The sequence below is a fragment of the Kribbella sp. NPDC048915 genome (assembly GCF_040649595.1).
In the GTDB taxonomy this organism is placed as follows: domain Bacteria; phylum Actinomycetota; class Actinomycetes; order Propionibacteriales; family Kribbellaceae; genus Kribbella.
Genome location: NZ_JBEZFT010000110.1, coordinates 1 through 21819, shown reverse-complemented (window position 1 = coordinate 21819; position 21819 = coordinate 1). Strand labels below are relative to the sequence as shown.

The window sequence follows — 21819 nt, the reverse complement described above, 5'->3', positions numbered from 1 at the left end:
CTTGACCTTCGACAAGCCAAGAATCCCCCACCAGACAGGCACTTCCGTGCGTTACGCGCCGAACACAACCCCAACCACGTGAAATCCCGAGGCTAACAGCCCCCAACGAGGCGGCTCCTGGTACGCCGGGGCGCGCGGCGGCGCCTCGTACGCCGGTGGGTCGCGGCGGTCCGCGCCGTACCGCCCGCACGACAGCCCGCCGACAACCACGCCGGTGTCGGTGTCGGGGAGTGCACAAACCCAATGCCGGACGATCCTTTCCTACCCGGATGAGGAGAGCGTGCACTGCGGCAGCTGTGCCGCCTGCGGTAACCGTTCAAGGCGGAGTTGCCGCTGAGCAGCACCGACCATCACTGGAAACGCCTGTGGACAGGAGCCAGCAGGTATTTGTTGCCTTAGGCAACTAATACTCTCTGAGCTCGGCTGCCGGCAGCAAGATTTCACGGAATTTCCTTGGCTGCAAGGGCTCTGGGATCAGAAACTGTCGGAGGGGGTCTCTAGAGTTGTCGGTATGGAAATCCTCGGCGCGCGACCGGTCTGGTCGATGAGTGACAGCGAGAAGCTGTCCACTCTCGACGCGGTTGTCGCTGAGCAGAATCGCCTCGAAACCCTGCGGCTGCAGCTGATCGCGGGCATGGATCAGTCCGGCTACGCGAAGGACCTCGGCGCCGGCGACACTGCCCGGCTCCTCTCGGGTCGTTTCCTCCAGGACCTCGCCCAGACCCGACGCGACGTCCGCACCGCCAACCGCCTGGCGAAGTACGCGACCACCAGCGCCGCCCTCCCCGACCCCGCCGTCCCGTTCGGTGCCTCGACAGCGGATCCGGACGATTCGCGTACGTCGAACGGCCGGCAGCTCAACCCGGCGCAAGCAGCGACGATCCTCGACGTGCTGGACCGTATGCCGCCCACCGTCCCGCAGGAGAACCTCGCCGTGGCCGAGGACGAGTTGATCGGCCTGGCGGCAACCCACACCCCGTCAGAGCTGCGCCGCGCCGGCCGCGTCATCAAGGACATCCTCGACCCCGACGGTCCCGAGCCGGACGAGAAGTCCGCGTACGCCCGCGAGTCCCTGACCTTGAAGCCGGCCGACCGCGGCGTGAGTTTCCAGGGATACCTCGCCAACGAGAACGCCGAACTCCTCCGCACCCTCATCCACGCCCAGGCCCGCCCCCACAAGACGTTCGACGGTCAACCGGATCCGCGCCCGCACTCCAAGCGCCAGGCGGACGCGCTCACCGCCCTCCTCAACGCCGCCACCGCCCCCGCCATCCGACCGGCCGCCGCCCACGCCCACGCCGATGCTGACACGCGCAACGCCGCCCCACTCCCCCTGCCGGACACCACGACAGGCACCGGGGCGAACACCGCGCCGAACACCGCGTCGAACCCCGAGGCGAACACCGCGTCGAACCCCGAGGCGAACACCGGGGCGAACACCGGGGCGAACACTGGGGCGAACACTGGGGATGCCGCATCGGGCACAAGATCGGATGCCGCCGTTGCACGAGACGCCGTACCCGGTCACGGCCCGAAGCCTCACATCAGCATCACGATCGACTTCAACGCACTCCGCGAAGCGACCGCGAACGCGACCGGCGCGATGATGTTCGGCGACAACCTCTCGGCCGCGACCGTACGCCGCCTCGCCTGCGACGCGGAGGTACTACCTATTGTCCTCGGGTCGAAGTCCCAACCCCTCGACGTAGGAACCAGCCAACGCCTCGTCACCCGCCCGATGCGCCGCGCCCTCAATGCCCGCGACAAAGGCTGCGTGGTCTGCGGAGCACCACCGATCGACTGCGAAGCTCATCACCTCATCTCCTGGATCGACGGCGGTATCACCGCCGTCTCGAACCTCGCCCTGCTCTGCAGTCGGCACCACATCGACCTCCACAGCGGCCACTGGCAGATCCGCATCCTCGACGGCGAAGTCCACGTCACCCGCCCCGCCTGGATGACTCCCACCTGCACCCCACCCAATACGTACCGCCCACCGGCACCTCCACCCACCACACCCTGCACACCCTGCACACCCTGCACACCCTGCACACCCTGCACACCCTGCACACCCTGCACCCCTCAACCCGCACCCCTCTTCTGGGGACGCCCCGCCACGCCCACCCGAGATACCACGGGCACCAACACGCCAGCTCGCACCGAGTCACACCAACCCCCGCCAAACATCTGGGGCGACGACGATCCACCGCCTCGGTCCACTCCCGAGGGCGCACCGACGCGCGCGAACGTGTGGGGCGACGACGACCCACCCAACGCTTCTACCCGCGGCGACAACGCAGGAGCACTCGGCACCGCACTCAACGTCTGGGGTGAAGATGCACCACCCGCGGTTCGCGACACCACCGGCTCACTTGGCACGCCACCGCATCCAGCCGACATCTGGGGCGATGAGCCCGCCCAGCCTCGAACCACCCCCAACGCTGAGCCGTCACGCGCGACCAACGTGTGGGGCGACGACTCACTCCCCCGAACGACCCCGGAGGCCGCACCACCCCGCGCAACGAACGTATGGGGCGACGAGGACCCACCACCGACGCTGACAATCGCGGCGCCTCCACTCGATCCGTGGGGCGACGACGAATCCGACGCGCCCGCTGTGGGTCTACCGGGCTCGACGAACATCTCGCCACCGTTCGACCCCTGGAACGACACCACCGCAGACGCCAGCTGAGGCCGTGCACATCACGCACCCGGCGCTGGGCGAAAAGTCGAGCAGGCGGGGCGTCGAGATCTCCCCAGCACGTGCCCTTGAGTGAGCGCACCCGTCCCGATGCACACCGTCCGGTGCACGCCGTCCAGTGCATCCGATCTCGCGTGCCTCAGCTCGGCGGAACTCGTGTCGCGCGCCCGTCCGCGGTCCGCACCATCAGGCGTACCTCAGATCGGCGTTAGCGCGCTCGGTGGACCTCGTATCGTCTGCCCCCACTCTGTCCGCGCCGCGAGAGGCTGCTGCACGTCGGCTTATACCTGCTCGGCGCAACCCGGACGCCACTCCGCAGCAATTCGTCCGCTCCGTCACGCGCGCCGCACGTCGGTTTGCGCCAGCTCAGCCCCGCCGCAACAGATATCCCGACTCGGTCCGCCGACTCGGTCCGCCCTGTCCCGCATGCCCTGTCCCGCATGCCCTGTCCCGCATGTCCTGTCCCGCGGCGCACCTCAAGTGAGCTCGTCAGGCTTGCATTCATCTGGCCGAATTCGACGGCCTACCGCGGGGCAAGTGCTGCAGCCCTTGGCGTACCGCGCGGCCTACGCCGGTTCGGCCTATCCGCTCGGTGGATCGCGGCTGTGGCGGGCTAGCGGGGTGGGAGTTTGACGACTGCGGTGCCGGCGACTCGGTCGTGCCAGCCTTGGTGGCGGGCGGATTTGTCCCAGAACGGCGAGACGTAGAGGACTACGGGGCCGATACACGTACACCAGGCGAGGAACTGGATGAACCAGCGCAGCAACGACTCGCGCCACCCGATCGGCGCACCGTCGACAGCGCGTACCACGCGCAGTCGCAGGAGGCGCTTTCCGAGGGTTCCGCCCAGCAGCGCGGTGAGTACGACCTCGTAGACCGCGATCGTCAGCACCACCCCGCCCAGCCACCACGAGTCCCTGGCCGTCAGCTCCGTGCTGGTTTCGCCTGTGTTGGGGGGCGCCAGCGCGATGAACGGAATCAAATAGATGCCCAGGTCAACCAACCGCGCGACGAAGCGCGCCGGCAGCTCGGCGACGACCGGACGCCCGGACGCTTGCGCCTCCTCACGTGCGCGTGCACGCGTCGCCTTCTCCAGCTTGGTCCTGGCCGACATGGCCAGGCGGTCCGTTTCCTTGGTCGCTGCGCCGAGTCGGGCAAGGTGTTCACTCACCGCCAGTACTTCGGCCCACCGTTCGGCCGAGTACAACCCCCGTAGCTCGGAAATCAGCCGGTCCCGCTCCTGCTGAGCGCGCGCGAAAGTCAGCCGCTGAACAGTTTCTGGACTGCTGTCCCCGGCCTCCGTCAGCCGTTCCAGTACGGCGACCGCGTCGTCCCACCGCCGCTCCTTGAGGGCACTCTCGGCCGCCTCGTGCCATGCCTCGACCCGACGACGCCACTCCGTCCGCTCCTGCTCCCGAAGCGCCTCCTCGTGCTGACGCCGCTCCGCCTCCGCACGCTCCCGCCGCGCCACTTCCTCCCGCCGCGCCACTTCCTCCCGCCGCGCCATTTCCTCCTGCCGCGCAGCTTCCTCCCGCCGCGCAGCTTCCTGCCGCTGCAACGCAGCTTCACGCTCCCGCTGCTGCGCCGCTTCAAGCTCCCGCTGCTCCGCCGCCCGACGTGCAAGCGCCTCCCGCTCCGCCTTCTGCCGCTCCGCCTGCTCCCGCTCCGCCTTCTCCCGCTCCGCCTGCTCCGCTTGCCGTCGCTCCGCCGCACGCTGTGCGAGTCCTTCGCGGCTGGCTTCCTCGACGGCCGGCTCGGGTGGGACTTCGGCGAAGATGCAGCCGTCGGGCGCGCGGAGATAGATGACGGGAGTCGCCCATTCGACTTCGTTGTCGGCGGCGAAGATGGCACGACGGGCCTCGACCATCGCCACGTCGGCCGGCAGCAGGTCGGCCACCGCTTGGTAGAAGGACTGGCTGAACAGCAGCGCTGCCGGGTCAGAGATCTCGAACTGCATCGCGATCACCGCCGGCAGGCCCTGCCGTACCAGCGCCTGCGCCACCCCGCCGAACGGATCGTCGACGGCACTCCGTGCACCTTCGCACGCGTTCAGAACCACCAGCCGCAAGGACCGGCTGCCCCGGAGCATGATGCCGAGATCGCGACCCGTGACAAGTCTGGACTGCCCGTTGTCGTCCTCGAGGACGAGCGCTCCGTCCTGCACCGTCTCGTCGTACAGCCCATGGCCGACGAAGTGCAGGACGTGGTAATCGGCTGTCCGCAGTGGACGTTGGAGCGCGGCTAGCGACCCGACCGGCAAGCGGTCGAGCTGAACCATGCCACGATCGATCAGGTCACCGAGGGATGAGCGGAGCTTCTGCCACTCTTCCTCGTGCTGCAGGCGTTGGACATCGGTGGGCGCCGCGATCATCGCGAGGATCCGCAACGGTGGGCGGACCGGCAGCGGGCGTACCGGTTTCGGAATCGGCACGTACCGTACTACCGGGGTCTCCGGGGACAGGCTCAGGAAACCGTATTCGCGGTCGTGCAGGTACTCCCACGGAGCGTTCTGGACGGCAGGCGCCAGGTGCAGCCGGATGCGGAGGCCGACGTCGGCGGCTTCGGCGGCCGTGACGCTACGCTCGAAGCAGGTACGGACGGAGCCTGCGAAGACGGCCTGGAAGAGCTGCCCGCCGAAGTCCTCGACCAGCCGGCGTTCCGCGGATTCGAAGCGGCGAAGTCGACGGCGGGCGCGACCGACCGAGCCGATGACCCGGAGGATCAGGATCTCCAGGTCCTGCTCGGTGAACGGGAAGGCGAAGACGTTCTCTGCCTCACCGGCGGGTGAGGAGAGCACGCGGGCGCGGAAGCCGTCGCCGTGGGGGTCGACGGCCAGGTCGAAGTTGAGCAACCCCGGCATAGTTCATGCCTCGCGTCGGCGCCAGGTCACACTGATGGTGAAGTTCGCCTGCGCCGCGGCCGACGCGATGAATGCCCCGGTCTGTGCGCTCAGCTGCAACCCGAACTCGATCCCGACCTCGTCAGGTGGGTCGTCCATCAACCGCAATCGTCCGATCAGGCTGTGCGCGGCCGGTACCACGACCGACGTCGCATCCTCGAAGGTCCGGTCCGCCTGCTCGACCAGAGCCGCCCGGTCCTTACCGATGCCCCGCATCACCGGGCCGGCCTCATCCACTTCGATCAGGACCGTCCCGCCCTGGTCCATCGGAAACTCGACAAGCCGTTTCATCAGCCCCACCCCCACGCACCACGATGGCACGTCACCCCGCGCAACACCATCACCTACAGCCAATCAACCGATTCGCTGGGTGACCCCACGACCTTCCGGCCGATCACCGCGCCGTACACCGGCGGGCGGGCGTTACCAGCGCGGGCGTTACCGGCGGGCGAGGAGCTGGGCGACCTCGGTGGCCCAGTAGGTGAGGATGGTGTCGGCGCCGGCGCGGCGGATGGCGGTGAGGGTTTCGAGGATGGCGGGTTCGCGGTCGATCCAGCCGTTGGCGGCGGCGGCTTCGACCATCGCGTACTCGCCGGAGATGTTGTACGCCGCGACCGGGACGTGCACGTGGTCGCGGACCTGGCGGATGATGTCGAGGTACGCCAGGGCCGGTTTCACCATCACGATGTCGGCGCCCTCGGCGATGTCGAGATCGACTTCGCGGATCGCGTCGCGGGCGTTCGCGTTGTCCTGCTGGTAGGTCTTGCGGTCGCCGGTGAGGGACGAGTCGACGGCCTCGCGGAACGGGCCGAAGAACGCCGACGCGTACTTGACGGCGTACGCGAGGATCACGGTGTCGGTGAAGCCGGCCGCGTCGAGCGCCGTACGGATCACGCCGACCTGACCGTCCATCATCCCGGACGGGCCGACGACGTGCGCGCCGGCGGCGGCCTGCGCGACGCCCATCTCGGCGTAGATCTTCAGGGTCGCGTCGTTGTCCACCCGACCGGCGGAGTCGAGGACGCCGCAGTGCCCGTGCGAGGTGAACTCGTCGAGGCACAGGTCCGACATCACCAGCAGCGAGTCGCCGACCTCGGAGACGGCGTCCCGGATCGCCACGTTGAGGATGCCCTCAGGGTCCACAGCACCCGAACCGACCTCGTCCTTCGACGACGGTACGCCGAACAGCATGACGCCGCCCAACCCGAGCTGCGCCGCCTCCGCGACCGCCTTGCGGGCGGTGTCGCGGGTGTGCTGGACGACGCCCGGCATCGAGGCGATCGCGATCGGTTCGCGGGCGTCCTCGCGGACAAACATCGGCAGGATCAGCTGCCGCGGCTCGAGCGTGGTCTCCGCGACCAGCCTGCGGATCGCCGCCGACGACCGGAGCCGGCGCGGCCTCACTTCCGGGAACCCACCAGACACGATTCAGCTCTTTCGACGAGAACCCGGGCGCCGCTCGGACGGACGGGTGACCGGCTCTCCGGCCTCCACCATGGTGTCACGTCGGTCTGCACCGAACCGGGCGAGGGCATCGGCGAGCTCCTCGACGGACGGCGTCTCGGCCATCGCGTCGACCCGCAGGCCGTGCTCCTCGGCGGTCTTCAGCGTGGCCGGGCCGATCACCGCGATCACGGTGGACGCGTGCGGCTTGCCGGCGATCCCGACCAGGTTCCGCACCGTCGAGGACGAGGTGAACACGACCGCGTCGAACTTGCCGGACTTGATCGCCTCGCGGGTCGGCGCGGGCGGCGGGGCGGCCCGGACGGTGCGGTACGCCGTCACGTCGTCGACCTCCCAGCCGAGATCGGTGAGCCCGGCAACCAACGTCTCGGTGGCGATGTCCGCACGCGGCAGGAACACCCGGTTGATCGGGTCCAGCACCTCGTCGAACGGCGGCCAGTCCTCGACCAGGCCGGCGGCCGACTGCTCACCGGACGGGACCAGGTCCGGACGGATGCCCCAGGCACCGATCGCCTCGGCGGTCTTGTCGCCGACCGCCGCGATCTTCAGCCCGGAGAACGCGCGCGCGTCCAGCCCGTACTCGTCGAACTTCTCCCGGACCGCCTTCACCGCGTTGACCGAGGTGAACGCGACCCATTCGTAGCGTCCCTCGACCAGGCCGCGGATCGCCTTGTCCATCTGCTGCGGGTTGCGCGGCGGCTCGACCGAGATGGTCGGGACCTCTTCCGGCATCGCGCCGTACCGGCGCAGGCGGTCCATCAGCGGGCCGGCCTGGTCCTTGGTCCGCGGGACCAGGATCCGCCAGCCGAACAGCGGCTTGGTCTCGAACCAGGACAGTGCGTCCCGCTGCTCGACGACCGAGCCGACCACGACCACGGCGTCGCGGGCCTCGCCGGTGATCTTCGCCGCGCGCAGGTCGGCGACGATGGTCTCCAGGGTGCCGACCACGCTGGTCTGCGCGGTCGTGGTGCCGCCGACGGTCGCCGCGACCGGGGTGGCGGCGTCGAAACCGGCCTCGATCAGCGCGGCGACGGTCTCCTTCAGTACGTCCACGGCGTTCAGCAGCACAAGGGTCTGCTTCGGCTGCAGGCGGGTCAGGTCGACCTTGTTCTCGGCGAGATCGACGACGGTGACCTCGCGGTCGTTCTTCAGGGTCAGCGGGATCCCGGCGTACGTCGGGACCGCGCTCACCTCGCTCACGCCCGGGATGACGTTGAACGCGATGCCGGCCTTGCGGCACGCGGCCGCCTCCTCGGCGCCGCTGGAGAACGTGAACGGATCGCCGTTCAGCAGCCGGACCACGTTCGCCGCGGACTTGGCGGTCTTCACCACCAGCCGGGCGCGGGCGGCGACCCGCAGCGCGCGGCTGCCCTCCGCGCCGGAACCGTCGACGACCTCGACATCGGGCCTGCAGAAGCCGAGGAAGGCGTTGTGTTCGGGGCCCTCGACAACCACCGCGTCGGCAGTGGCGAGGACCTCCCGGCCGGCCAGTGTCAGCAGCGCCGGGTCACCGGGGCCGACGCCGACGAATGTCACGTGGCCGAGCGGTTTCGTCTGCTTGGCGGTACTGGTCGCGGCCTTCTGAGGTGCCGCGGTGGCGGCTGTCTTCGCGCTCACGTCTGCCTTCGCCCTCGTCGTTTTCCTGCTCGTCCTGTGGGCCGTTGCCGGCGCCGTTGTCTGCGCCGTCTTCGGCGCCGACTTCTGGCTCACCTTCTGCCCCTTCGCACGGGCCTTCTGGTGCGCCGCGGTGCTCGTTCCCTGTGCCGGTGTCATGTTCGCTCCAGCAACTCGTTCGCCAGCGCCTTGCCGAGGGACACCGGGTCGTCCACCGGCCCGTTCGCCGAGAGCCGCCGGACGCCGTCGGACTGGCCGAGCGCGCCCCGCAGCCACAACTCGGTGCCGTCCTCACCCTCGACCACCTCGGCGAGCGCGCCGACCGGAGCCGTGCAGCCCGCCTCGAGCGTCGCCAGCAGTTGTCGTTCCGCCGTCACCGCCGCGCGGGTGGCCGGGTCGTCCAGCGGAGCCAGCGCCGCCAGGATGTCCGTGTCGTCCGCACGGCACTCGATCGCCAGCGCACCCTGCCCAGGGGCGGGCAGCACCTGGATCGGGTCCAGGGTCTCGGTCACCTCGGCGAGCCGGCCCAGGCGGGACAAGCCTGCCCGGGCAAGGACCACCGCGTCCAATTTGCCGTCGGTGACCATGCCGATCCGGGTGTCCACGTTGCCGCGGATACCGGTGCACTCCAGGCCGAGGCCGAGAGCGTCGAGCTGCGCGACCCGCCGGGCCGCGCCGGTGCCGATCAGCGCGCCGCGCGGCAGCTCGCCGAGCGTCAGGCCGTCCCGGGCGACGAGAACGTCGCGCGGGTCCTCACGGACCGGGATCGCGCCGAGGGTCAGCTCGTCGACCGGTGTCGTCGGCAGGTCCTTCAACGAGTGCACGGCGATGTCGATCTCGCCGGCCAGCAGCGCATCACGCAGGGCGCTGACAAAGATGCCGGTGCCGCCGATCTGCTCGATCGGCGCGCGGTTGACGTCGCCGGTGGTGGTGATCAGTACCAGCTCGACCTCGTGCCCGAGCGCGCGCAACTGATCGGCGACCAGGGTCGACTGGGCCGTCGCCAGCTTCGAACGACGAGTACCGAGGCGGATCATGCCTGCTCACCGCCCTTCGGCGTGGTCACGGCGTCCACCGTCGCCTGGTCGAGTGCGAACAGTTGCCGCAGCGCGTCGGCGTACGTCGGTCCGCCCGGGTCGCCGCCGAGCTCCTTCACGCGGACCGTCGGGTTGTGCAGCACCTTGTCGACGACGCGGCGGATGGTCCGCTCGACCTCGTGCCGCTCGTGCTCACCGAGACCGGGCAGCCGGCGCTCGAGCCGCGTCAGCTCCGCCTCGACCAGTGAACTCGCCATCGCCCGGAGCGCGACCACGGTCGGCGCCACCGACGCGGCCCGGCGGGTCGCCTCGAACGCACCGGTTTCCTCGCCGACGATCCGGCGTACCTCGTCGATGTCGGACTGGCTGCCGCCCGACGTCCCGACCAGGTCGGCCAGCGTGATCAGCGTGACGCCCGGAAGCCGGGCCGCGCCCGGCTCCACGTCCCGCGGCAGGGCGACATCCAGCACCCCGAACGGACGACCGTCCGCGGCGGTGCGAATCATGTCCTCGGTCAGTACGGCGCCGCGCGCGCCGGTGCACGACACGACCAGGTCGGCGTCGTGCAGCGCGGCCGGTACGTCGGCCAGGCGGATCGCCGTACCGCCGACCCGGTCCGCGAGGGCGACCGCACGGTCGTAGTTGCGGTTGGCAACGGTCACGCTGCGCGCGCCGCCGTTCGCCAGCGTCTGCGCGGCCAGCGAGGCCATCGATCCGGCGCCGACGATCAGCGCCCGGCGACCCTCGAAGCCGCCGACCGCCTCCAGTCCGGCGGACACGACCGAACGGCCGGCCGAGTCGATCCCGGTCTCCGTGCGGGCCCGCTTGCCGACCCGCAACGCGTGCTGGAACAGGGCATTCAGATCGGTGCCGATGGTTTCCAGGTCCTGGCCGACGCGCAGCGTCTCCTTCACCTGGCCGAGGATCTGGCTCTCCCCGACGACCATCGAGTCCAGCCCGACCGCGACCTGGAACAGGTGCGCGACAGCGCCTTCCTCGAAGTGCACGTACAGGTGCTCGGCCAGATCCAGCAGCGGTACGCCGGTGATGTCGGACAGGATGGCGGTGACCTCGTCCATGCCGGCGTGGAACCGGTCGACGGTCGCGTACACCTCGGTGCGGTTGCAGGTGGCAAGCACCGCCGACTCGGCAACGGCCGCGGAGTTGCCGACCGCCAGCGCCAGCTTGGTCGCCGCCTCCGCGTCGAGCGCGACCCGCTCCAGCACGTCGATCGCGGCAGAACGGTGACTGATGCCGACCACGAGGTAGCTCATCGAGGTCCTCGCTTTGCTCCGGGCGCCGATGCGGCACGAATCACGCTGTGCTGAATGGTGCCCTCGCTACGCTCGTTCACGCGCCGACGCCTCCCCCGACGCTCGGGAGATCCGTCAGACCGTTCATCGCTGGTAGTTCGGGCACCTGCGGGAGCGCCGCCTCTCCGGACTTTCGTTGTTCGTGGTACGCCAGGATCTGCAACTCGATCGAGAGGTCCACCTTGCGGATGTCGACACCGTCGGGCACGGACAGCACCACCGGCGCGAAGTTCAGGATGCTGGTGACGCCGGCGGCGACCAGCCGGTCGCACACCTCCTGCGCCGGACCGGCGGGCGTGGTGATGACGCCGATCGAGACCCGGTCGGCCTCGACGATGTCCTCCAGCTCGGCGAAGTCCCGGATCTCCATGTCGCCGACCCGCTCACCGATCAGGTTCGGATCCGCGTCCAGCAGCGCGACGATCCGGAATCCGCGGGTCCCGAAACCGGAGTAGTTGGCCAGCGCGTGCCCCAGATTTCCGATCCCGACGATGACCACGGCCCAGTCCTGGGTGACGCCGATCTCGCGGGCGATCTGGTACCGCAGGTACTCGACGTCGTAGCCGACGCCGCGGGTGCCGTAGGAGCCCAGGTAGGACAGGTCCTTGCGCAGCTTGGCCGAGTTGACGCCGGCGGCGGTCGCCAGGTCCTCGCTCGACGCGGTGGCGATCCCGCTGTCCGACAGGGCGGTCAGGGCCCGCAGGTAGACCGGCAAGCGCGCGACAGTTGCCTCGGGGATGCCGCGTTCGGTTCTCGTCGGCGGGCCGGGGCGACGGCTGCTGGCACGCGTCACAATTCTCCTGGGAGCGGTTGGTTCACCGCGGTCTGACGGCCGCTGGCACTCTTACTCTAGGAGCTTGTGAACGTGAGAACAAAATCGGCGGGAGTGAGCTAGCAAACAGTGCTAGCCGGCCAGGGCCTTTCGCAACCGGGCTGGATCGACTCGCCAGAAGTCGTGTTGCCGGCCGTCCACGAAGGTGACCGGGATCTGTTCGCCGTACTGCGTGAACAGCGCATCGTCCTGGGTGATGTCGACCTCGGTCCATTCCTCGCCCAGTTCGGCACAGACCGCGCGGACGATCTCCCGCGCGTCGTCGCACAGATGACACCCCGGTTTGCCGTACAGCACGACCCTGCTCATCGATCCACCTCTCGCAGCCGGCCCTTGGCCACCTTCCCGGTGACCGAGTGCGGCAGGCTGTCCACCACCTCGATCTCGACCGGGCACTTGAATCGCGCCAGCCGGCTCTCGGCGTACTCGCGGACCGCCGCCACGTCGACCGATGCGTCCGGCAACGGTACGACGAACGCCTTCACGGCCTCGCCGGTCTCCTCGGACGGTACGCCGATGACCGCCGCCTCGCGGACTCCCGGCGCACCGACCAGCACCTCTTCCACCTCGCTCGGGAAGACGTTGAACCCGGACACGATGATCAGCTCGCGCAACCGGTCCACCAGGAACAGGTCACCGTCGGCGTCCAGGAACCCGACGTCACCGGTCCGGTACCAACCGTCCGCGTCCGGGCCGTCCACGCCGTCCGGCCAGTACCCGGAGAACAGGTTGCCGCCGCGGATCAAGATCTCGCCGGGGTCGTCGCCCTCCATGTCTTCACCCTGCTCGTCGGCGATCCGCACCTCGACGTTCGGCAGCGGACGCCCGACCGAGCCGGGCTTCGGAGCGGTCTCCCCCAAGGTCGTGGTGACACCCGGGGACGCCTCGGTCAGGCCGTACCCCTGGTGGACGCGTAACCCGGTGGCCTCCTCGAAGCGGGCCGCAAGCGACGGATCCAAGGTGGAGGCACCGGTCAGGACCACTTTGACCGTCTGCAACGCATCGCGCAGATCGGACCGGGCCAGCAGGGCATGCAGCGCCGGCGGCGCCAGCGGCAGCCGGGTGACGCCGCACGAGCGGATCAGGCCGAGCGTCTCCTCGGGGTCGAACCGCTCCTGCACGACAACCGTCGCACCGGTCGCAACGGCCCAGCCGAGCACCGCGTTCAGACCGAAGGCATGGAACATCGGCAGCACGCCGAGGACCACGTCGTCGGGCCCCATCCGGTCCTCGCCGAGCTCGCTCAGGTTGCGCACGTTTGCGATCAATGCGCGATGAGTGAGCATCGCGGCGCGCGGATCGCCGCTCGTCCCGGAGGTGTAGAGCAGCACCGCGAGCGTCTCGGGGTCGATCGGCGGCAGTAACGGAGCGTCACCTTCGAGCTGGTCCGGCGACACCGCCGGGAGGCCCTCGAAACGGTCCGCGAGGCCCGGTCCGGCGACCGCGAGGCGGGCCCCGGAATGCTCCGCGACGGTCGCCAGCTCGGCCCGGGTGAGGCCGGTGTTCAGCGGTACGGCGACCAGGCCGGCCCGGAGAATGCCCAGGTAGGACGTGACGAACTCGATGCTGTTGGCAACCAGCAGCAGGACCCGGTAGCCGGGCACAAGGCCGGCCGCGGCGAGGCCCTGCGCGGTCCGGTCGACGGCCCGGTCGAGCTCGCTCCAGGTCAGCCGCCGATCCCCGTCGACCAGCGCGGGACGCTCGCCGTGACGTTGCGCTGTGTCACGAAGAATGTCCGCGAAGTTCACGTTCACCAGGCGAGTCTGCCACGACCGGGATCCACGCCGGGAGCAACCATCTTTCGGCGGAATGGTTGCAGCAGAGCGTGACCACCGATATACAGGTGACTTCGCGAGCGGACTTCTGTCGAACCTCACACTGCAGAATCCCGTTCGCGCGGGGACCTCATGCGCGATGCAACACCCCCGACAGCAGGCTGCTCCGTCCACGGACGCAGTCCGCTGGCGCATTCGTGACCATCGGACGGAAGGCGGCACGCCCCAGCCTGTTGACAGCACGTGTTCGATCAGTAACGTTCCGTGCTGTTCCAGTCACTGTGGCCATTCGCGGATGTGTCGAACGACGTGTCAGTTGAACGGGGAGAACACTTGACCACGCCGGAACCAAGCCCGGACGGGATGCGACGTGCGGAGCTCGTCGATCGCGCCCAGGCCGGGGACGTCGGTGCCTTCGGTGAGCTGTACGACGAGTACTCGCTCACCGTCTATCGCTACATCTACGCCCGGGTGTCGTCGTCGGCACTCGCCGAGGACCTGACCAGCGAGACGTTCGTGCGGGCGCTGCGCGCACTGGACTCGTTCCGCTGGCAGGGCCGGGACTTCGGCGCCTGGCTGGTGACGATCGCCCGGAACTTGATCACCGACCACTACAAGTCCGGCCGGGTCCGGCTCGAAGTGGTCACCGACGAGATCGAGACCCACGACCGGCAGACCGAGGGACCGGAGATCGACGTGCTGGCCGCGGCCACCGCGGAGGTACTCCGGGACGCGGTCGCCGGCCTGCCCGACGAGCAGCGCGACTGCCTGACGATGCGATTCTTCGCCGGGCTGTCGATCGCCGAGACGGCCCGGGCGCTGGAGAAATCCGAAGGCGCCGTCAAACAGCTCCAGCTGAGAGCCGTCCGGCACTTGGCGAAGGTTATCCCCAAGGACTTGAGATGAGGCGGATGACAACGAACGTCTTTCGTAACCCGTCAGGGAGTTACCTCGTTTGCCTGGTGAGGACCTGTCGGTGACCCCGACTGGCCATTGAGGAGAACGAGAACTCATGAGTGACCTACACAGGGCTCGAGCGCGCGCGGAGGCATTCGCGCACGCCGTCGATCACGGGCCCCGTCACTCCACGCGACTGGGCGATGACCCCGAGTTACTGGAAGCAGTGGAGCTCGTCGGACGGCTGAGGACCGCCGGCGCAGTTGCACCGCGACCGGAGTTCAGCGCCGAGCTGCGGCACCGCCTGTTGGAGCAGGCGGCGGCGCGGGCGGCAACCACTGCGACTCCGTTGACGGTGCACACCGCACCAGACGACTCGGACGACCCGCCGGGGAGCGAGGACGTTGGCGCGTCCGTGACAGATATCCGTCGCCGCCAAGGCCGGAGGATCCGGCTGGTGGCCAGCACCGCCGCGCTGGTGCTGCTCGGAGGTGGCATCGGTTCCGCTGCCGCCGCCCAGCAGGCGATGCCCGGCGACACGTTGTACGGCATGAAGCGCAGCATCGAGAACGTGGCCACCAATGTGGGCGTCGGCGACGACTCCCGCGGCCGGCGCGATCTCGAGCATGCGAAGACCAGACTGTCCGAAGTCCGTGAGCTGACCGGCAACGGCGGTTCCGCGGACACCATCAACGCGACCTTGGACGACTTCTCGGCACAGGCCCGCAAGGGCGTGTCCCGGCTGCTCGCGTCGTACCAGCAGACCGGTGACGAGAGCTCGATCACCGTGATCACGGCGTTCCTCACCAGCGCCCGCCAGGCTTTGGTGGCGGCGACGCCGAGTCTCCCGCCGGAGTCCCTGAAGTCCGGCGTCGAGGCATTGGCCACGATCGAGCAGTTGCAGGGGCTGACCCACGCGGCCTGCCCGAAGTGCGGAGTCCCGAAGCCGGCCACGCCGGCAGCCACCACCGGGACGAACCACAACAGCAACAACCAGCCGGGCCGCACCACGCCCGGGACGGGTTCGGACACCACCAAACCGGTGCAGTCCGCGGCAACGCCGAAGGCGTCGACGACGATCCCGACCCCGGTCGGTTCGGCCACGCAGCAACCCAGCACGACCCCGACCAAGGTGCCCAACACCACGATCGTCGGTGAGTCCACCGCTCCCCCGACCGATCTGAAGACGCCACCGCTCCCGTCGTCGTCGAGCTCGCCGATTGCGACGCCCACGGTGCTGCCGTCACTGCCCACGTCGACCACGCCTTCTGTGCCTTCCTGGCCGTGGCCGTTCCCGACGACACCGCTGATCAACCTGCCCGGCATCATCCAGACGCTGCTCCCGCCGTGGAAGTAGCCGCCTGGCGCAGGCAGGAGACCTGACAGCAGCCCCGGTCACGTGTTCGGTGACCGGGGCTGCTGCTTGCCAGGGACGATCTGCCTGGCGAACGGCTCAGAAGAAGACGCTGCGGCGCTGCATGAGCAACGTGTAGAGCGTCTGCTGAATGGTCTCGCGGACCTGGTCGGTGACGTTGAAGACCAGCATCGGGTCGTCCGCGGCCCCTTCGGGGAACTCGTCGGTGCGGATCGGTTCGCCGAACTCGATCAGCCACTTCGACGGCAGCGGGATCAGCCCGAGCGGCCCGAGCAACGGGAAGAACGGCGTGATCGGGATGTACGGCACGCCGAGCAGCCGCGCCAGTGAGGCGATGTTGCCGACCAGCGGATAGATCTCCTCGGCGCCCACGATCGAGCACGGCACGATCGGTACGCCGGTCCGCATCGCCGCGCTGACGAAGCCGCCGCGCCCGAAGCGCTGCAGCTTGTATCGCTCGGCGAACGGCTTGCCGAGGCCCTTGAAGCCTTCCGGCCAGACGCCGACCAGGTTGCCCTGGCGGAGCAGCCGCTCGGCGTCGTCGTTGTTCGCCAGCGTGGCACCGCCCTTGCGGGACAGCTCACCGACGAACGGGGTCTGGAAGACGAGGTCGGCGGCGAGGGTCCGCAGCGGCCGGCCGGTGTGATCGGCAACGACCACCTGCGTGACCAGCCCGTCCAGCGGCATCGTGCCGGAGTGGTTCGCGACGATCAGCGCGCTGCCGTCGGTAGGGATGTTCTCGATGCCGCGGACCTCGACCCGGAACCACTTCTCCACCATCGGCCGCAGCAGTGGCAGGAGCACCTGGTCGGACAGGTCGCGGTCGTACCCGAACTCGTCGAGCTCGTAGTCTCCTGTCAATCGGCGGCGCAGGAACGCGAGCCACTCCGCGACCCGGCGCTCACCGTCCTCGCCGAACAGGCTGCGCACCGCGCGCTCCAGACCGGCGAAATCGAACGGAGCCTCGGCGGGCCGTTCCTCGGTGGCCGGCGCCTCGACGCCGGGATCGCCTTCGGCGCCCGGACGGTCGGTCGACGCGTCGCTCGCGCGATTACGGCTCTTCTTGGCCCGACCCGCATCGCCTGCCAAAGCACGAGCTGCGGCCGACGGCGTCGTACGGCGCCCGCTGCCGCGGCCCGGGCGGCCGCCGGAGCCGATCGGGATCACGTCCGCGTCAGCCACGGAGAGCTCCCAGTCCCGCGGTCAGCAGACCCGAGGCCCGAGTCACCGCGCCAGGGCCGAGCGACCGGCGGAAGTCCTCGAAGGCCTCTGCGGTCGTGTACTTCGGGTCGAACCCGAACTCGGTCCGCATCCGGGTCGTGTCCACGCCCCGCCCGTAGGTGAGGAACGTGATCTGGTCGGGCGAGAAGTCCGCGAGCCGGGCCCGCCGGACGACCGCCGCCGTACTCGACGCGGTGAACGAGGGCAGCCGCAGCGCGGGCCGGCCGAGCCGGCGGATCGCCTGCGACAGCGCCATGATGCCGTCGCCGGCCAGGTTGTAGGTCCCGGGCAGGTCGTTGACGGTCGCGTGGTGGATCGCCGCGACGCCGTCGTCCTCGTGCAGGAACTGCAGGCGCGCGTCATACCCGATCACGGTCGGGACGACGGGCAGCGAGAAGTACCGCGTGATCGGGGAATCGGTGCGCGGACCGATCCAGTTCGCCATCCGGAGCGTGCTGACGCAGACGTCCGGGCGGCGCCGGGCGAAGCCGCGCACGTACCCCTCGACCTCGACCGCGTCCTTGCTCAGGCCGTGATGGTGGATCGCCCGCGGCGCCATCTCCTCGGTGAACATCGCCGGATCGCGGGGGCCCGCGCCGTACACCGTGGTCGACGACTTGACCACCAGCTTCGCCACCCCGGGCGCCTTCTGGCACGCGGCGAGAAGCTGCATGGTGCCGATGACGTTGATCTCCTTCATCGACGACCGGCCGCCGGCGCTGCCGGGGGTGGCCACGACACCGGTGTGCACGACCGTGTCCACACCGTGGGCGGCGATCACCTTGGCGATCACCGGGTTCCGGATGTCGGCCCGGACGAACCGGACCCGGCCGAGCTCCGCGCGCGGCGGAACCACGTCGACACCGAGCACGGTGCCGATCGAGGAGTCCTCGGCCAACCTGCGGGCACAGCGAGCACCGGCGTCCCGCGAGACGCCGGTCACCATCACCACCTGTGCCACGAGCTACCCCCAGCCGGACCGGGCGCGGCAGAAATTGCTTACTTACCGAGCTTGCGGCGCTGCACCCGCGTCTTCTTCAGCAGCTTACGGTGCTTCTTCTTCGCCATCCGCTTACGGCGCTTCTTGATTACGGAACCCACTGTGGACCATCCAAACTCAAAGTGAACGTCGGCAAAGCTTACCCGGAGGTCGCTTCCCCGACCTAAAGCAGGCTGCACAGGTAGGCTCGACGCAGACCTGGGGAGGTTCCGTGCGGGCTCGGTACGACGGTTTGGCGCAGTGGTACGACGAGCGGTTCGTGGACGACGCGGAGCCGCATCAACCCGGCCTGCTGGAGCTGCTCGGCGCCGGATCCGGGCCGTGCCTGGACATCGGCTGCGGCACCGGCCGGAACTTCGGCACGATCCGCGCCAGCGGGCGCATCCCGATCGGCCTGGACTACTCGATCGATCAACTCGGCCGGGCCCGCAACCGCACCGACGGTCCGCTGCTGCATGGCGACGCCGCCGTCCTGCCGTTCGCCGACGGGTCGTTCGACACCGCGATCTCGCTGTGGATCTCGACCGATGTCGACGACTTCGGCGCCGTCCTGCACGAGGCGGCCCGGGTACTGCGGCCGGGCGGCGTGCTGGTGGTGTACGGCGTGCATCCGTGTTTCAACGGTCCCCACGTGGTCTACGAGAAGGACGGCCGCCGGACCGTGCACCCGACGTACCGGCAGTCGGGCTGGCACACCGACCTGCCGTGGTGGGCCGAGGACGGCATCCGCCGGCGGATCGGCATGTCCCACCTCACTCTCGCCGAGTACCTCAACGCGATCCTCGCCAGCGGCCTCACCCTCGAACACTTCGACGAACCCGCCGGCCACGACATCCCCCACGCCCTCGCCTTCCGCGCCCGCAAACCATCCTGAGTCGGAAGTTCGGCCGGAGGTACCAACGGACAGGACGTCTACGCCGACCACTGCCAGCCGCACGCTCAGGTACCGCCCGGTAAGCCGGCGGCAGGCGACTACATCCTGTCGTTAGGAACCCTGCCACGCCACCCCCCGCGTCCGCGCTCTAGTCCACATAGGCGGCGATGGGGCCGAGGGTGAGGATGCCGCTGCCGGCGGCGTGTTCGGCTGCAGCGGGCTTGAGGGCTGCTTGGGCTTCGGCGCGGAGGGCGGGGTCCGTGGTGTTATGGGCGGTGAGGGCCCAGTAGGCCTCCAGCAACAGGCCGGGCGGCGGGTTCGGGGCGCCGAAGACCCAGGGAGTGTGCGGGCCGTAGTCCGCCTGCGGGACGGGGTCGCCGTGGCGGACGGCGTGCGCGGCCAACGCCAATGGGAGAAGGCCGTCGCTCAATCCTGGCATGCCCGCGCCGTCGAGGAGAGCGGCTGCCGCGCGGTAGGAATCCGGGGTGTCGTCACGCAGTGCGCCGTACCACCTGGTGAAGACTGCAACCAGGGGCAGCTCATGCCGGGCGGCCAGTGCATCGGCAGCGGCGGCGTGGTCGTCGGCAGCTGTGTGGTCAGCCCGCGCGCACGCGGACTGCAATCGAATCAGATGCCCCAGAACCTCGTAGGTAAAGAGGTCGTGCCGCTGCGACAGCGCGACCAGCTCCGCACCGATCGCATCCCGTTGCGGCGCGAGTCCGGCCCGGTAGCAGGTCTGCATGAAGACACCGTTCAACGCGAACGCCAGCAGCGCCGGGTCGTCGAGACCACGCGCCAACTGTTCCGCCTCCACCGCCGCCTCGCGCGGCCGCGAGGACCTGGAACCGCGCGATTCCACCGCAATCGTGGCGAGCAGCCGCGCCCGGATCGCCGGATGATCCTGCGTCGGCAGGACCCGTTCCGCGGCCGCCACGATCGCCGCAGCCTGTGCCTCGTCGTCGGAGCGTGTCCAGATCGCCGGTACGTCGTACGCGCCGATGACGCGCGCGGTGAGATCGGGGTCGCCGAGTTCCTCGGCCGCGGTGATCGCGGCCAGCCGATGCCGACGAGCCGCCTCCAGCCCGCCGCCGCCCGTGACGGCGAGGTTGCGCAGCAGTCCGACGGTCGATTCGATCCGGGCGCGCGTCCCGCCGACGACGCGGTCGTACGCCGCGGCTGTCTCCGCCCAGACCGTTCCCGCCGGCGTCAGCTGCGCCGCCCGGTTGAGGATGTCGCTCTCGAGACGGTTCAGCGCGGGACCCGGGTCGATGCCGAGCTGACCCACCAGGGTCTCCCGGGCGCGCCGCAGTACGGCGAGCGCGTCCCCCTGTCGCTCGCTCCGGTACAACGCGAGCGCGAGCAGCCGCCACGCGTCCTCGCGCCACGGGTGCTCGGTCACGTGCGCGTCGAGATCCGGTACCGCCTCGGCCGCGCGTCCGAGCTCCAGCCGCGCCTCCGCGACTCGCTCGACGGCCTGCAGACGCAGTTCGGTCAGCCGGGACCGTTCGGCCAGCGCCCACGGTTCGTCCAGGAACTCGGCGTACGCCGGTCCGCGCCACAGCGCCAGCCCCGCCGACAACTCACGCAACCGCTCCTCCGGAGGAAGCACAGCGCTGAGAACGGCCTCGAACCGCCAGGCGTCGACGTTCTGCGTCTTCAACGCGTAGCCGGGACCGGATGTCACCAGCAGCCGGGCGGGTTGGCGCGGCGCCCGGTCCGGCTCGATCGCCCGCCGCAGCGCGGCCACGAACGTCCGCAGCGCGCTCAATGCACCGGGCGGCGGATCGATCCACAGATCGTCCACCAGCACCCGAGCCGGCACCACCCGCCCATGGGCAACGATCAGCCGCGCCAGGACCGCCCGATGCCGGGGTCCCTTCAGATCGACGGCACGCCGCACGCCGCACGCCGGCCCCGGCGTCCCATGCCTCCACCGGTCCGAGCACCCCGAACTCCACCCGGCCACCGTAGCGCTCAACCAGCGCCTATCCAGGTCTTCTGACCGATGCGTGGGTCGGGGGTGTTGCTGGAGGAGGGTGGTCGCTGACCGTCGGCGGGCGGGATGGCCGGGGTGGTGAGGGCGTGGGGTGTCGGCGTGGAGCGTGGGGCGAGGGCGTGGAGCGTGGAGCGTGGAGTGAGGGGCGAGGGGGGTCGGCGTGGAGCGAGGGGCGAGGCGCGTGGGGTTGTTGGAGCCGCATCTATGGAGGGTTGTCCCCCGTATGACGGGCAAAACCCTCCAGTGTCGTGCGGAAAACTCTCCTAGATGATTGATGCACGGCCTGGTCTGGATTCGGTGGTCCTAGGCGGTGATGGTGCCGAGGACGCTCGGGCGTGTGGCGTGTGGCGCGTGTCAGGTCGACAGGAGGTCTCCCGTGCCAGGGGCCACAGCTGAGCGTGAATCAGACACCGAACACACCCACCCCGCACCACACTAACTGTCGAGCGTGCACACCTTCGGGCCGTGCATCGATCATCTAGTACGACAGCCGGACTTCGTGATGTTCGGCGTGGCGGCGGGACGTGGGGCGGCCACCGCGTGATCAGGCCGGGTTTGTGTGGAACACGGATGACGTGGCGATGGCCGCGGACCGCAGCTTACACCTGGGGCGTTGGTTCCCTGGTGGTGCGGTGCCTGGTGGCGTGGTGCGTGGTGGTGCGGCGTGGCCGTAAGGGCTTCCGGGCTTCCGGCCCACGGTGGGTTCACCCACCGTGTTGCCCTCGCCGAGCGGCGCTCCCATGATGAACGCTCCGCTACCGCGCCCGCCGTACCCGACCGAGGGTGGAGGAAACGCAACGAAGGAGCTCACATGAAGACCC

The 21819-nt window shown here is 69.6% G+C and carries 17 protein-coding genes; 4 read left to right on the top strand and 13 right to left on the bottom strand.

Annotated features, from left to right (window positions below):
• Positions 1-511 precede the first annotated feature (511 nt).
• Entirely contained in the window at positions 512-2692 is a 2181-nt protein-coding gene (locus tag AB0B82_RS33005; protein WP_360177649.1) for a DUF222 domain-containing protein, read from the top strand.
• A 622-nt stretch (positions 2693-3314) separates the two neighbouring features.
• Here the strand turns inward: AB0B82_RS33005 and AB0B82_RS33000 are convergent.
• The 9 genes from AB0B82_RS33000 to AB0B82_RS32960 form a co-directional block, all read right to left on the bottom strand.
• Positions 3315-5561, bottom strand: coding sequence for a CHAT domain-containing protein (locus AB0B82_RS33000; RefSeq protein WP_360177645.1), 2247 nt, complete (start codon positions 5559-5561; stop codon positions 3315-3317).
• A gap of 3 nt (positions 5562-5564) precedes the next feature.
• Entirely contained in the window at positions 5565-5891 is a 327-nt protein-coding gene (locus tag AB0B82_RS32995) for a CU044_2847 family protein (protein WP_360177642.1), read from the bottom strand.
• A gap of 147 nt (positions 5892-6038) precedes the next feature.
• The gene (gene hemB / locus AB0B82_RS32990; protein WP_360177640.1) at positions 6039-7004 is read right to left on the bottom strand and encodes a porphobilinogen synthase; all 966 of its coding nucleotides are present in this window, start codon (positions 7002-7004) and stop codon (positions 6039-6041) included.
• A gap of 24 nt (positions 7005-7028) precedes the next feature.
• On the bottom strand, positions 7029-8681 hold the full coding sequence (locus AB0B82_RS32985; RefSeq protein WP_360177637.1) for a uroporphyrinogen-III synthase: 1653 nt from the start codon (positions 8679-8681) through the stop codon (positions 7029-7031).
• Positions 8682-8833: 152 nt separating this feature from the next.
• The gene (gene hemC, locus AB0B82_RS32980) at positions 8834-9715 is read right to left on the bottom strand and encodes a hydroxymethylbilane synthase (RefSeq protein ID WP_360177634.1); all 882 of its coding nucleotides are present in this window, start codon (positions 9713-9715) and stop codon (positions 8834-8836) included.
• Positions 9712-10989, bottom strand: coding sequence for a glutamyl-tRNA reductase (locus AB0B82_RS32975; protein WP_360177632.1), 1278 nt, complete (start codon positions 10987-10989; stop codon positions 9712-9714). The genes hemC and AB0B82_RS32975 overlap by 4 nt, the downstream gene beginning before the upstream one ends.
• A 76-nt stretch (positions 10990-11065) precedes the next feature.
• Positions 11066-11821: a redox-sensing transcriptional repressor Rex gene (locus AB0B82_RS32970; RefSeq protein ID WP_360177629.1), complete on the bottom strand. Its 756-nt coding sequence runs from the start codon at positions 11819-11821 to the stop codon at positions 11066-11068.
• Positions 11822-11932: 111 nt separating this feature from the next.
• On the bottom strand, positions 11933-12169 hold the full coding sequence (locus AB0B82_RS32965; RefSeq protein ID WP_360177626.1) for a glutaredoxin family protein: 237 nt from the start codon (positions 12167-12169) through the stop codon (positions 11933-11935).
• Positions 12166-13614, bottom strand: coding sequence for an AMP-binding protein (locus AB0B82_RS32960; protein WP_360177624.1), 1449 nt, complete (start codon positions 13612-13614; stop codon positions 12166-12168). The genes AB0B82_RS32965 and AB0B82_RS32960 overlap by 4 nt, the downstream gene beginning before the upstream one ends.
• 384 nt (positions 13615-13998) lie before the next feature.
• Between AB0B82_RS32960 and AB0B82_RS32955 the strand changes: the two genes are divergently transcribed.
• Together AB0B82_RS32955 and AB0B82_RS32950 are read left to right on the top strand one after the other, a co-directional pair.
• Positions 13999-14541, top strand: coding sequence for a sigma-70 family RNA polymerase sigma factor (locus AB0B82_RS32955; protein ID WP_360177622.1), 543 nt, complete (start codon positions 13999-14001; stop codon positions 14539-14541).
• Between the two features lie 448 nt (positions 14542-14989).
• Positions 14990-15889: a DUF5667 domain-containing protein gene (locus tag AB0B82_RS32950; protein ID WP_360177619.1), complete on the top strand. Its 900-nt coding sequence runs from the start codon at positions 14990-14992 to the stop codon at positions 15887-15889.
• A gap of 96 nt (positions 15890-15985) precedes the next feature.
• Here AB0B82_RS32950 and AB0B82_RS32945 read toward each other — a convergent pair whose 3' ends face one another.
• From AB0B82_RS32945 to AB0B82_RS32935, 3 genes are read right to left on the bottom strand one after another with little or no spacing between them, the layout of a single operon-like run.
• On the bottom strand, positions 15986-17089 hold the full coding sequence (locus AB0B82_RS32945) for a lysophospholipid acyltransferase family protein (RefSeq protein ID WP_360177616.1): 1104 nt from the start codon (positions 17087-17089) through the stop codon (positions 15986-15988).
• On the bottom strand, positions 17082-18089 hold the full coding sequence (locus AB0B82_RS32940; RefSeq protein WP_360177613.1) for an NAD-dependent epimerase/dehydratase family protein: 1008 nt from the start codon (positions 18087-18089) through the stop codon (positions 17082-17084). Before AB0B82_RS32940 ends, AB0B82_RS32945 begins: the two co-directional genes overlap by 8 nt.
• 38 nt (positions 18090-18127) lie before the next feature.
• Entirely contained in the window at positions 18128-18229 is a 102-nt protein-coding gene (locus AB0B82_RS32935; RefSeq protein WP_008356322.1) for an AURKAIP1/COX24 domain-containing protein, read from the bottom strand.
• A 110-nt stretch (positions 18230-18339) separates the two neighbouring features.
• On the opposite strand from AB0B82_RS32935, the gene AB0B82_RS32930 reads away from it, so the two are divergent.
• Complete coding sequence (locus AB0B82_RS32930; RefSeq protein WP_360177610.1) at positions 18340-19002, top strand: class I SAM-dependent methyltransferase; 663 nt, start codon at positions 18340-18342, stop codon at positions 19000-19002.
• Between the two features lie 148 nt (positions 19003-19150).
• On the opposite strand, the gene AB0B82_RS32925 is transcribed toward AB0B82_RS32930, so the two are convergent.
• Positions 19151-20824 carry a BTAD domain-containing putative transcriptional regulator gene (locus AB0B82_RS32925; protein ID WP_360177652.1) on the bottom strand — a complete coding sequence of 558 codons (1674 nt, stop codon included), beginning with the start codon at positions 20822-20824 and terminating at the stop codon, positions 19151-19153.
• Positions 20825-21819 lie beyond the last annotated feature (995 nt).